Annotated in this window: 14 protein-coding genes; 13 read left to right on the top strand and 1 reads right to left on the bottom strand. The window is 55.2% G+C overall.

Annotation, left to right across the window (positions count from 1 at the left end):
* Positions 1-30 precede the first annotated feature (30 nt).
* The 12 genes from argS (at position 31) to tatC (ending at position 10,213) form a co-directional block, all read left to right on the top strand.
* Complete coding sequence (gene argS / locus ACT3R4_RS01950; protein WP_441677254.1) at positions 31-1,716, top strand: arginine--tRNA ligase; 1,686 nt, start codon at positions 31-33, stop codon at positions 1,714-1,716.
* 3 nt (positions 1,717-1,719) lie between these two features.
* Positions 1,720-2,475: an SPOR domain-containing protein gene (locus ACT3R4_RS01945; RefSeq protein ID WP_441677256.1), complete on the top strand. Its 756-nt coding sequence runs from the start codon at positions 1,720-1,722 to the stop codon at positions 2,473-2,475.
* Between the two features lie 174 nt (positions 2,476-2,649).
* The gene (hslV, locus tag ACT3R4_RS01940) at positions 2,650-3,183 is read left to right on the top strand and encodes an ATP-dependent protease subunit HslV (protein WP_018918810.1); all 534 of its coding nucleotides are present in this window, start codon (positions 2,650-2,652) and stop codon (positions 3,181-3,183) included.
* Positions 3,184-3,193: 10 nt separating this feature from the next.
* Positions 3,194-4,516, top strand: coding sequence for an ATP-dependent protease ATPase subunit HslU (gene hslU / locus ACT3R4_RS01935; RefSeq protein WP_441677258.1), 1,323 nt, complete (start codon positions 3,194-3,196; stop codon positions 4,514-4,516).
* 92 nt (positions 4,517-4,608) lie between these two features.
* Positions 4,609-4,992, top strand: a complete 384-nt coding sequence (locus ACT3R4_RS01930) for a gamma-butyrobetaine hydroxylase family protein (RefSeq protein WP_172117387.1) — start codon at positions 4,609-4,611, stop codon at positions 4,990-4,992.
* Between the two features lie 191 nt (positions 4,993-5,183).
* Entirely contained in the window at positions 5,184-5,939 is a 756-nt protein-coding gene (gene ubiE, locus ACT3R4_RS01925) for a bifunctional demethylmenaquinone methyltransferase/2-methoxy-6-polyprenyl-1,4-benzoquinol methylase UbiE (protein WP_172117386.1), read from the top strand.
* Positions 5,940-5,979: 40 nt separating this feature from the next.
* Positions 5,980-6,639, top strand: coding sequence for a ubiquinone biosynthesis accessory factor UbiJ (locus ACT3R4_RS01920; protein WP_441677328.1), 660 nt, complete (start codon positions 5,980-5,982; stop codon positions 6,637-6,639).
* A complete protein-coding gene (ubiB, locus tag ACT3R4_RS01915; RefSeq protein ID WP_441677261.1) occupies positions 6,636-8,258 on the top strand; it encodes a ubiquinone biosynthesis regulatory protein kinase UbiB in 1,623 nt (540 codons plus the stop codon). Before ACT3R4_RS01920 ends, ubiB begins: the two co-directional genes overlap by 4 nt.
* An 84-nt stretch (positions 8,259-8,342) precedes the next feature.
* A complete protein-coding gene (locus ACT3R4_RS01910) occupies positions 8,343-8,702 on the top strand; it encodes a phosphoribosyl-ATP diphosphatase (RefSeq protein WP_441677263.1) in 360 nt (119 codons plus the stop codon).
* A 36-nt stretch (positions 8,703-8,738) separates the two neighbouring features.
* A complete protein-coding gene (tatA, locus tag ACT3R4_RS01905) occupies positions 8,739-9,005 on the top strand; it encodes a Sec-independent protein translocase subunit TatA (RefSeq protein ID WP_441677265.1) in 267 nt (88 codons plus the stop codon).
* Between the two features lie 3 nt (positions 9,006-9,008).
* Positions 9,009-9,440: a Sec-independent protein translocase protein TatB gene (tatB, locus tag ACT3R4_RS01900; RefSeq protein ID WP_193056847.1), complete on the top strand. Its 432-nt coding sequence runs from the start codon at positions 9,009-9,011 to the stop codon at positions 9,438-9,440.
* Positions 9,437-10,213 carry a twin-arginine translocase subunit TatC gene (gene tatC, locus ACT3R4_RS01895; protein ID WP_441677267.1) on the top strand — a complete coding sequence of 259 codons (777 nt, stop codon included), beginning with the start codon at positions 9,437-9,439 and terminating at the stop codon, positions 10,211-10,213. Before tatB ends, tatC begins: the two co-directional genes overlap by 4 nt.
* 119 nt (positions 10,214-10,332) lie before the next feature.
* Here the strand turns inward: tatC and elbB are convergent, their stop codons facing one another.
* Complete coding sequence (gene elbB / locus ACT3R4_RS01890; RefSeq protein ID WP_441677269.1) at positions 10,333-10,992, bottom strand: isoprenoid biosynthesis glyoxalase ElbB; 660 nt, start codon at positions 10,990-10,992, stop codon at positions 10,333-10,335.
* Between the two features lie 172 nt (positions 10,993-11,164).
* On the opposite strand from elbB, the gene hemB reads away from it, so the two are divergent.
* Positions 11,165-12,178, top strand: coding sequence for a porphobilinogen synthase (gene hemB / locus ACT3R4_RS01885; RefSeq protein WP_441677271.1), 1,014 nt, complete (start codon positions 11,165-11,167; stop codon positions 12,176-12,178).
* Positions 12,179-12,263 lie beyond the last annotated feature (85 nt).

The raw sequence follows: 12,263 nt of genomic DNA, 5'->3' as shown, positions 1-12,263 counted from the left end.
CGCCGCCACCGACGTTACCCGGATACCTAAATGAAAGACACGATTGTTTCCCTGCTCAACGGCGCCATTGATGCGCTTAAGCACCAAGGCGTGCTGCCTGATGACCTTCAGCCCAACATCAAAGTTGACCCCACCAAAGACAAGGCGCACGGCGATTACGCCACGAACCTGGCACTCATGCTGGCCAAGCCTGCCGGTAAAAACCCTCGTGAGCTGGCCGAGTCGTTGATTGCCGCACTGCCAGAAAGCGATGCACTTCAAAAAACCGAAATTGCTGGGCCCGGGTTTATCAACTTTTTTGCCGCCCCTGATGCCGCCGCCCAAATTGTGGCGCAAGTGCTGGATAGCGGCGACGCCTTTGGCCGCAGCATGATGGGCAAGGCGGAAAAAGTGCAGGTCGAATTTGTATCGGCCAACCCAACAGGCCCGTTACATGTAGGCCACGGCCGAGGTGCCGCGATTGGCGACTGCTTGTGCCGCCTGCTGGAAGCAACCGGTTACGATGTCACGCGTGAGTTTTACTACAACGATGCAGGCGCACAGATTGCCAACCTGGCCCGCTCGGTACAGGCGCGCGCCAAAAACCTGGGCCCTGATGATGAAAGCTGGCCGGAAGACGGCTATCGCGGCGAATACATTACCGATGTCGCCAACGACTACGTGGCGGGTAAAACGGTTACCGCTGATGATCGCGAAGTAACCGCCAAGGCAGACGCCGAAGACCTGGACGCCATTCAAGAGTTTGCCGTTGCCTGGCTGCGCCGCGAACAGGATCTGGACCTAAAAGCTTTCGGCGTTGAATTTGACGTGTACTTCCTGGAGTCATCGCTTTATCAGGACGGCAAGGTCAACGAAGCGGTTGAAAAACTCGTCGCCAACGGCCACACCTACGAAGAAGATGGCGCCATGTGGCTGCGTACCACTGACTTTGGCGATGACAAAGACCGCGTCATGCGCAAGCGTGAAGGCGGCTATACCTACTTCCTGCCCGACGTTGCTTACCACCTGGATAAATGGCAGCGCGGCTTTACCACCGTCATTAACGAGCAGGGGGCCGACCACCATTCGACCGTTACCCGTGTGCGAGCGGGCCTTCAAGCGCTGGAAGTGGGCATCCCCAAAGGCTGGCCCGACTACGTACTGCATCAGATGGTGATGGTCACGCGCTCAGGCGTTGAAGTAAAACTCTCCAAGCGGGCAGGCAGCTACGTTACGGTGCGCGACCTGATTGATGAAGTGGGCCGTGATGCCACGCGCTTCTTCCTCGCTGCACGCCGCGCCGACTCCCAGCTAACTTTCGACATTGACCTGGCGCGCTCGCAGTCCAACGACAACCCGGTGTACTACATTCAGTACGCCCACGCGCGCGTAAGCAGCATGCTGCGTAAAACTGAGGCAGCGGGTCAGCCTTTTGATCATGCCTTGGCGCTTGCCAATCTCGCGCTGCTGGACAGCGATCAGGAAAAAGCCGTGCTTAACCGCCTGGCGCGCTACCCAGAAGTGGTTCAAAACGCGGCGAAAAACCGCGAACCACAGCAAGTGGCTCAGTATCTACTGGACCTGGCGGGGGATTTCCATACCTGCTACAACGCGGTCAAAGTCATGGTCGAAGACGATACGCTGCGTAACGTGCGTCTCTCGCTGGGTCTGGCAACCCGTCAGGTACTGCGTAATGGCCTGGACTTGATGGGCGTTAGTGCCCCCGAGGAGATGTAAGCCATGGCCAGCCCGCGCAAAAAGCCTGCTCGCTCTCGCCAGGGCGCTACCTCGCAGCGTAAAGCCCCTCGCTCTTCCAAAGGCAGAGGATTTCGCCTGCCGGGGTGGCTATGGGGTCTTGCCGGTTTGGCCGCAGGCTTTTTCCTTGCTCAGCACCAGCACGGCACGGCGCCCTGGCAGGACACGCCAAGTGACCAACCGCAGGCAACGGTACTCTCCAAACCCGAAAGTGCCGAACGTGCCGCCGCCAGGGAAAACGAAACCGCAAGCGAACCCTCGATGCCCACGTTCGAGTTCTATACCTTGCTGCCTGAAACCGAGGTCATTGCCCCAGGCGTCACGCTTCCTTCAAGCGTTACCCGCCCAGAAGTTGCCGAGCAAGTTGATGTGCAAGCCGCCGAGAGCGCCTCAACCCAAACGTCATCAACTGACGACCCTATCGCTCAGGTGATTGCGGCCAACACGCGACCAGAAGAGCAGACAAGTACCGCGCAGCCGGCAGCCCCCGCCAGCACCAGCGCGCCTAATCGCTACGTATTGCAGGCCGCTTCGTTTCGTGAGCTAAGCGATGCCGAGCAACTACGCAGCCGGTTACGCAACTTAAGCCTACTGGCGCAAATCAGCGAAGTGCAAGCGGGCGGCGATACGTGGCACCGTGTCCAGGTAGGCCCTTACGAAGACACACGCGAGTTGAACCGCGCTCAGGATTTAATGACCACGCAAGGTATTGAACCCTTGTTGATACAGCTGCAAAACTGATTTTAAGAACCGGGTCTCAAACGAATAAAGCGGTAGGCGTTACCCAGCGGGCGGTTGATTTTTTATCAGCCGCCCGCACTTTATTGTTCATCGTCTTTTATAGGCGGTCGCTCTATCATCGTTTAAGCGGCCGTTCAGTTATCGGGAGCACGCCTCCCCCAAGGAGTTATCTCCATGACCACTATCGTATCCGTACGTCGCGGTAATCAGGTTGCCCTGGCAGGCGACGGCCAGGTATCACTTGGCAACACCGTGATGAAAGGCAACGCCAGCAAGGTGCGTCGCCTCTACCGTGGCAAAGTGCTCGCCGGTTTTGCAGGCGGCACCGCTGACGCATTTACGCTGTTTGAGCGCTTCGAAGCCCAACTTGAAAAGTATCAGGGTCACTTGACCAAGGCGGCCGTTGAGCTAGCCAAAGACTGGCGCACCGACCGTGCCCTGCGCCGGCTGGAAGCGCTGCTTGCCGTCGCTGACCACAGCGCCTCGCTGATCATTACCGGCAACGGCGATGTAGTGGAGCCTGAACGCGGCATTATCGCGATTGGCTCAGGCGGCAACTTTGCCCAGGCAAGCGCCCGAGCACTACTTGAGAACACCGAGCTTTCCGCGCGTGAAATCACCGAGAAATCGCTCCAAATTGCCGGTGACATCTGTGTATTCACCAACCATCACGTGACGCTCGAAGAGCTGAATATCAACGAACGTTGAGGCTGACTTAATGACTCAGATGACACCCCGCGAAATCGTCCACGCGCTTGATCAATACATCATCGGCCAGCAAGACGCCAAGCGCGCCGTTGCCATTGCGCTGCGCAATCGCTGGCGCCGCATGCAGCTTGACGACGACCTACGTCCTGAAGTAACCCCGAAAAATATTTTGATGATCGGACCGACCGGCGTGGGTAAAACCGAGATTGCGCGTCGCTTAGCGAAACTCGCCCGTGCACCGTTTATCAAAATAGAAGCCACTAAATTTACCGAGGTAGGCTACGTTGGCCGCGATGTGGAATCCATCATTCGCGATTTGATGGAATCGGCCATGAAAATGGTACGCGAGCATGCCAAAGAGGAAGTCGGCCATCGTGCCGACGATGCCGCTGAAGATCGCGTGCTTGATGCGCTTCTGCCGCCGCCCCGCGGCCAGGAAGACAAGCCTCGTGAAGACTCCAGCACGCGTCAAAGCTTTCGCAAAAAACTGCGCGAAGGCCAGCTGGATGATAAAGAGATCGATATAGAGGTATCTTCCCAGAGCACAGGTGTCGACATCATGACGCCGCCTGGCATGGAAGAGATGACCAATCAACTGCAGAGCCTGTTTTCCAACATGGGCCAGCAGAAACGCGAGCAGCGCCGCGTAACGGTCAAAGAAGCGCTGGTACTGCTGCGCGATGAAGAAGCCGGCAAGCTGGTGAATGAAGATGAAATCAAAGCGCGTGCCGTTGAGGCCGTAGAGCAGCACGGCATCGTGTTCCTGGATGAGATCGACAAAGTTGCCAAGGGCAGCGGACAGTCCAGCGGTGGTGAAGTGTCTCGTGAAGGCGTTCAGCGTGACCTGCTGCCGTTGATCGAAGGTTCTACGGTTTCCACCAAGTACGGCATGGTGAAAACTGACCATATCCTGTTCATCGCATCCGGCGCTTTCCACTTGGCGCGTCCGTCTGACCTGATCCCCGAGCTACAGGGCCGCCTGCCGATCCGCGTGGAGCTTGATGCGCTAACGCCGGGCGACTTCAAGCGCATTCTGACCGAGCCATCCGCATCATTGACCAAACAGTACCAGGCGCTGCTGGCAACCGAAGGGCTGGGTATTGAGTTCACCCCTGACGGGATTGAGCGTATCGCCGAGATCTCCTGGCAGGTTAACGAAGGCACCGAGAATATCGGCGCTCGCCGCTTGCACACCGTGATGGAGCGCTTGCTGGAAGAAGCCTCGTTCAAGGGCGGCGATATGGACAGCCCGCTGGTCATTGATGCCAATTATGTGAATGCCCAACTAGGTGAACTGGCTGTCGACGAAGACCTGTCGCGCTATATCCTGTAATGATCGCTTAAATCGCTTGCCCACTGATGCCTGTTTCAATGGGACGCAGAAGGTGGGCAAGCTATCTCGGCAATGAGCCAAGAGGTTTGTGCATGAACGCTCCCGCCCCCAACCGGGTTCACTATCATAAAAAGGCCCGCGAACTTGAGCTTGGCTATGCCAGCGGTGAGAGCTTCCGGTTGCCGATAGAGTTTTTGCGGGTTTACTCGCCCTCTGCGGAGGTACGTGGTCATGGCGGTGATACCGCTGTGCTTCAAGTCGGTAAAAAGGATGTTGGGCTACAAAACATCGTCCAGACAGGCAACTATGCGCTACAGCTTTACTTTGATGACGGGCATAGCAGCGGCATTTATAGCTGGGAATACCTGTTTGAACTCGCCACGCATCAAAAAGCCTATTGGGAGAACTACCTGCAGCGGCTAAAAGAAGCCGGTGCATCGCGCGAGCCGGCAGGTATCCAATTCAAGCAGCTGTGATTCGAGAAGCATGCTTCAAGAACCATGCTTCAAGAACCATAACCCAAGAACCAAACTCAAAAACCATGACCCAGCGCATCCGACCAGGCGCAGACAAATTGGGGCAGACAAGGCTACAATATCGCCAAACTTTTTTATACGACGACCATCTGGTCGATTGTTACCGCCTCGAACTCGGGAGCTAAAGCCCCATGAGCCCCACGGAAAAGCGCACCACCGATTTTGGTTATCAAGAAGTCCCGGTCGACGAGAAAGCATCACGTGTAGCGGATGTGTTCCACTCTGTCGCCGCCCGTTACGACGTTATGAACGACTTAATGTCGATGGGCATCCACCGTGTATGGAAACGTTTCACCATTGAGCGTGCGGGCGTTCGCCCCGGCCACCACGTTTTAGATATCGCGGGGGGCACCGGAGATTTAACCCTTAAGTTCTCACGTATTGTTGGCCCGCGCGGCAAAGTCGTGCTTGCCGACATCAATGCCTCCATGCTGAAGGTTGGCCGCGACAAGCTGATGGATAATGGCGTCGGTGGCAATGTTGAATACGTTCAGGCCAACGCTGAGTGCTTGCCCTTCCCTGACAATAGTTTTGACTGTATTACGATTGCGTTTGGCTTGCGTAATGTGACCAACAAAGACGCCGCGCTACGCTCCATGGCCCGCGTGCTAAAACCGGGTGGCCGCTTGCTGGTGCTGGAGTTCTCCAAGCCCAATAACCCGCTGCTTTCTAAAGCCTACGATGAGTACTCTTTCCGCCTGCTGCCTAAAATGGGCGAGCTTGTCGCTGGAGACGGCGAAAGCTACCGCTATTTAGCGGAGTCCATTCGCATGCACCCGAACCAGGAAACGCTTAAAGCGATGATGGAAGCAGCAGGCCTTGAGCGGGTGGAGTACACCAACCTGACAGGCGGCATTGTGGCCTTGCACCGTGGCATCAAGTTATGACGTTATCGTCGATAGTGGTATCAACGATCACGAGGTCAGCATGCTGTTAACCCCGACACTTGTGTTGGCCGGTTGTGAACGTACGCTGAATGCCCTGCTCGCTCGCGACCCTGCCGCACCGGCTCGCTTAGCGGCCCTGGCAGGCAGTCGGCTTTTGGTGCGTTTGGAAAAGCCACATCTGCAGCTGGTACTGCATTACCATTTGGCGGGTATTGACCTGCTACGTGGCGATGACGTAGACGAAGCCGATGTCGACGCGGTGGTAGAACTCACGCCTGAAACCTTCTCTGAATGGATCAGCGGCGCCTCCATTGAGCGGCTCATGTTTGACGGCAAGCTCGCGGTTCGCGGACGCATTCATCTGCTGGAAGCCACCCGCGACCTGCTGTTTGACCTGGATATCGACTGGGAAGCCGAGCTTGCCAATTGGTTGGGCGATATCCCCGCTCACTCGTTGGCCGAAGGCGTGCGCCGCCTGACGCGCTGGGGGCTGCGTACCAAGAATGAGCTTCTTCAGGATGTCTCAGAGTATGTATTTGAAGAAGCGCGTTTACTGCCAGGCCGCCAGCAGCGTGACGTGCTGCGTGACCACTTAACCGAACTTGAAGTGGCAACTGACCGTTTGGAAGCCCGCTTTAACCGACTCCATCGCCGTCTGCTGCGTGACTCATCGCTTGCCTCACAGGAGCCGTCGGCATGAGCCTGCGTCTGTTCAAAATTCTTTGGGTGATTGCGCGCCATCGGCTAGACACTCTGATTCCCATGGAGCGGCTGCCGTTTTGGCTGCGAGCGCTTTTATGGTTTTCACCGCTGCGACTTTTTTCGGTTGGTCATCGCAGTCGTGGCGAGCGATTGCGCCTGGCGCTGGAAGCGCTGGGGCCTATTTTTATCAAATTTGGCCAGATGCTCTCCACGCGTCGAGACCTCTTGCCGGATGATGTCGCCAACGAGCTTAGGCGCCTACAGGATCAGGTGCCGCCCTTTCCGGGCGAACTTGCCGCCGCCCGGGTCGAAAAAGAGCTGGAGATGTCACTTGATGTAGCGTTCGCTGAATTCGAGCAGGCGCCACTTGCCTCGGCATCCATCGCTCAGGTACATGCGGCCAAGCTACATACCGGCGAAGAGGTGGTGGTTAAAATTATCCGCCCCGGTATCGACCGCATCATGCGCCAGGACATGGCGCTGATGTATCAGGTTGCCAAACTGTTTGCCAAGGTGCCTGAAGCCCGCCGACTGCGCCCGGTCGAAGTGATTCGCGACTATGAGGCCACGCTATTCGACGAACTGGACCTTTATAAAGAAGCGGCCAACACCTCACAGCTCAAGCGTAACTTCAAGGATTCACCGCTGCTGTTTGTACCGACTATTTATTGGCCTTTCACTCGCCGTCACGTGATGGTTCAGGAGCGTATTCGCGGTGTACCCGTCGCGGATATGGAGACGCTGACCGCCCGTGGGGTCAACTTAAAGAAACTCGCTGAGCGCGGCGTAGAACTCTTTTTTACCCAGGTATTTCGCGACAACTTCTTCCACGCTGATATGCACCCGGGTAATATTTTTGTTAATTGCGATAATCCCGAAGATCCTCAATACATTGCGATCGACTGTGGGATTGTGGGCAGTTTAACCCGCGAGGATCAGGACTATCTCGCGCGTAACCTTTTGGCATTTTTCCATCAAGACTATTATGAAGTCGCCGCGCTGCACATCGAATCTGGCTGGGTGGGCGAGAATACTCGCGCGAATGAGTTTGCCGCGGCCATCCGCACCGTTTGCGAGCCGATCCTTGAAAAGCCTTTAAAAGACATTTCCTTTGGCCAAGTACTGTTAGGGCTTTTTCAAACGGCTCGGCGCTTTAATATGGAAGTCCAGCCTCAGTTGGTACTGCTGCAAAAGACCCTGCTCAATATTGAAGGCCTTGGCCGCCAGCTCTACCCGGAACTTGATCTATGGAGCACTGCCAAGCCCTATCTTGAACAGTGGATGAAAGACCGCGCGGGCATTAGCGGGCTGTGGGAGTCGTTAAAGCGCCAAGCGCCTGAGCTTTCTCATCAGTTGCCTGAACTGCCCGTTCTTGCCCACCAGGCGCTGACCCGGATGGAAGTTGAACATCGCCAGCGTCACCAACAGGTCGACTCGATTCATCACATGCAGCGCCAAATGGCGGATCAAGGAAAACGCCATCACCGCTTACGAATTGGCCTGCTCTTGGTAGCAATTGCACTGGCCTGGCAGCCGCTTGCCAGTTGGGCCGCTACTCAGGATTGGCCGATTTTAGGCGCAGCCGCCATTGGCTTGCTGCTACTGTTATGGCAATAGCATTGTTATAACCGTGATTGGACGTTCGCACGTGGTGGGACTTTCACTAACGAATGATGATGCTCACTGTTGTAAAGGAGACTCATGAATACCCCTTTAACGTCTAATCACGCCCCCGTGCTGGACACCCTCGCCGAGGTACTAAAGCAGCGGCGCAGCGCCTCTTCTGAAGATTCTTACGTTGCCTCCTTGCATCATAAGGGTTTGAACAAGATACTCGAAAAAGTGGGTGAAGAAGCCACCGAGACGCTGCTTGCCGCAAAGGATGCAGAACACGGCAGCCACGAGCAGCGCCAGGCACTGGTCTCGGAAACCGCCGACCTTTGGTTCCATACGCTGGTTATGCTCTCTCACCTGGAGCTGGATCATCAGGATGTGTTAAACGAGTTGGCGCGGCGCTTTGGCATTTCCGGCCATGACGAAAAAGCCGCACGTACGCCATAATAAATAACACGCATTTGAATTAACGAGGATACGCATATGTTAGGTGGCATCAGTATTTGGCAGCTGCTAATTGTATTAGGCATCATTATTTTAATCTTCGGCACCAAAAAGCTACGCAATGTGGGCACCGACCTGGGCGGCGCGGTTAAAGGCTTTAAAAAAGCGGTGCATGAAGACGAGAAAGACGACGAAAAGAAAGACGCCGAGCCTCCGCATGCCAAGGTTAGCCACGAAGAACCTGGCAACACTTATGACGTTCAGGCCGACGAAAATCGCAAGGCCCGTAACGAAGAGTCCAAATAATTTATGTTGGATATCGGCTTTCTTGAACTGATGCTTGTCGGTGTCGTGGGACTACTGGTACTTGGCCCTGAGCGCCTCCCTCGGGCGGCGCGTACGGCAGGCCTTTGGGTTGGTAAAATCAAGCGCACGATATCCGGCATGCAGCGCGAAATTAGCGCGCAGCTTGAAGCAGAAGAGCTGCGCCAAACGCTGAACGAACAGCAAAAGACCATTAACGATAGTCTGAAGAGTGCTAAAAAAGACGTTGAGAGCATTCTCGACACTCCCTCCTCGCGCAGCACTTCTTCATCGGCAAGCCAGAGTGAAACGGAGCAACGTGTAGCCCAGGCAAGTGCCCAGTTGGATGAAGCGCAGCGGGAAGTGAACGAAGCGGCGCCCCATACCTCCAACGAGCCCTTAAAGGCGACCTCTAAAAAGGATAGTCAGAACCCATGAGTACCTCTGGCGACGCTCGGGAACCCCAGAACGATCAGCAGCAGGCCCCATTGATTGAGCATTTGATTGAGCTTCGCATGCGCCTTGTCCGTGCGGTGGTGGTCATTTTAGTGGTTTTTCTGGGCCTTTATGCTTTTGCCAATGATATCTATGGCTTTGTGGCCAAGCCGCTGATGGCTCTGCTACCGCCGGGTTCGCAGATGATTGCGACCGAAGTAGCCTCGCCCTTTCTAGCGCCCTTTAAGCTAACCCTGGTGGTCGCCGTTTTTATCGCTATACCCTTTGTACTGCATCAGGCATGGGCGTTTATCGCGCCAGGGCTATACGATAATGAAAAAGCCTTGGCGATTCCCATTCTGGTCTCAAGTATTGGGCTTTTTTATGCGGGTGCGGCTTTTGCCTACTATGTGGTATTTCCGCTACTGTTTGCCTTTTTCACCCAGGCTGGGCCTGAAAACGTCACGGTCATGACCGATATTAACCAGTACCTGAACTTTGTACTGAAGCTCTTTTTCGCCTTTGGCGTGGCGTTTGAAATCCCCATTGCGACCTTTTTGCTAATCCTGTCGGGCGCCACCAGCGTAGAGAGCCTTTCCAAAAAGCGGCCCTATGTTTTTCTGGGCTGCTTTGTCATAGGGATGCTGCTAACGCCGCCAGATGTGGTATCACAAAGCCTGTTGGCAGTGCCCATGTACCTGCTTTACGAGGTAGGCCTGCTGTTTGGTCGCCTGGTGCGCAAGCGGCGTGATGAGCAAGTTACCGAGGAGCAGTAGCCGTAAACGGCGCTTCTACCACCTGAAACCCGCATCGTTATTGACGTTATCACCACGTTAAAAAGCCTCTGTCATTATTCATGACAGAGGCTTTTTTATAGCGCAGCGTCTACCGCTTATTAGCCCATCATTTCGTCAATGCGGTCTACCAGCTTAAAAATACCGGTGGCGGCTTCACTGATACGCGTTGCCAGCATATAGGCGGGCGTGGTGACCACTCGGTGCTCCAGGTCGACCACAATGTCATCCACTGTGCAGCTGCGATGCAGGCCACCCATGGCGCTGATAGCCCCCGACACACTTGGGTCATGGCCCACGGTAACCGCAACACCCTCACCCAAAAGCCGTGGCACCAATACCGGCGCAATACACATTAACCCAATCGGTTTTTCCTCTTCCCGAAAGCCGGAAAGCGCGTCTTTTAGTGCCTCCAACACCTGCATGCCGTCCCCTGCGCTTGCAAAGTCAGACAAATTCTTCGCCACGCCAAACCCACCCGGCACAATGACCGCGTCAAACTCATCAGCCTTTAGCTCAGTCATCGGCTGGATGTCGCCACGTGCAAGGCGCGCTGACTCCTGAAGCACGTTGCGTGACTCACCTTCTACAGCTTCCTGAGTGAGATGGTTAACAACATGATGTTGCTCAATATCGGGCGCAAAGCAGCGATAACCGATGCCCAACTGGTCCAAACGCAACAGCGTTAACGTGGTTTCATAAATTTCAGAACCATCAAAAACGCCACAACCCGCTAATACCACTGCCACCTGTTTGGTCATGCCTATCTCCCTTATCGCAGTGTCTGCCGAATGCAATACAGCAAAGCAATCGCTCACTTTAGTCAGTGTGGCGGTTTGCCACAAGACGGCTTTCGCCGTAAGACATGCCTGATATACTCAATCCAAGCCTATGGGCATCTTTATTTATGACCCTTTATTACGGAGAGATCTCTTGAGCACACTCACTCCCCGCCAGTTTCCCAACACTCGGCTGCGCCGCATGCGCCGCGATGATTTTTCCCGTAGGTTGATGCAGGAAGTGACCCTGACACCGTCTGATTTAATCTTGCCGGTGTTTGTTTTAGAGGGTGAAAATCAGCGTGAAGCCATTGCTTCCATGCCTGGCGTTGAACGCCTGTCGATTGATTTATTGATTGAACAAGCTAAGGAAGCGTTTGCGTTAGGTATTCCCGCGCTGGCGCTCTTCCCAGTGGTAGGTACCGAGCAGAAAAGCGAGCTTGCCGAAGAGGCTTATAATGCCAACGGATTGGTTCAGCGCAGCGTGCGCGCGCTTAAAGAGGCGCTGCCTGAGCTGGGCATTATTACCGATGTCGCCCTGGACCCTTACACCAGTCACGGCCAGGACGGTATTTTAGATGAGCAAGGCTACGTTCAGAACGACCGCACGGTAGAAACACTGCTTAAGCAGGCGCTTTCCCATGCTGAAGCCGGGGCGGATGTTGTCGCGCCTTCAGACATGATGGATGGTCGCATTGGCGCCATCCGCCAAGTACTGGAGCAAGAATTTCTGCACAATGTGCGGATCATGGCCTACAGCGCCAAGTACGCGTCCAAATACTACGGCCCGTTTCGCGACGCGGTCGGCTCTGCGGCCAATCTAGGCAAGGCCGACAAGCGTACCTACCAGATGGACCCGGCCAATAGCGATGAAGCGCTGCACGAAGTGGCCATGGATATCAGTGAAGGGGCCGATATGGTCATGGTGAAACCCGGCATGCCCTATCTGGACGTGGTGCATCGGGTTAAAAACGAGCTTAAAGTGCCCACCTTTGCCTATCAGGTAAGTGGTGAATACGCCATGCACCGCGCCGCGTTCGATAACGGCTGGCTGGAAGCCGAGCCGGTGATTCTAGAATCACTAATGTGCTTTAAACGTGCCGGAGCCGACGGTATCTTGACCTATTTTGCCCTGGAAGCCGCTCGTCTATTGCAGACCCAACGCTAGAAGCCCGCGCTCAAGATGACAGATATATGACATTTATCTGTCATCTTTCTCCCGCATACTGCTTTGCACGGCAGGTATCACGCTA

The organism is Halomonas sp. AOP7-E1-9 (assembly GCF_052376035.1).
Lineage (GTDB): Bacteria > Pseudomonadota > Gammaproteobacteria > Pseudomonadales > Halomonadaceae > Vreelandella > Vreelandella citrativorans.
Note: the sequence above shows the minus strand (reverse complement) of the source record. Positions and strands in the feature narration are given on the sequence as shown.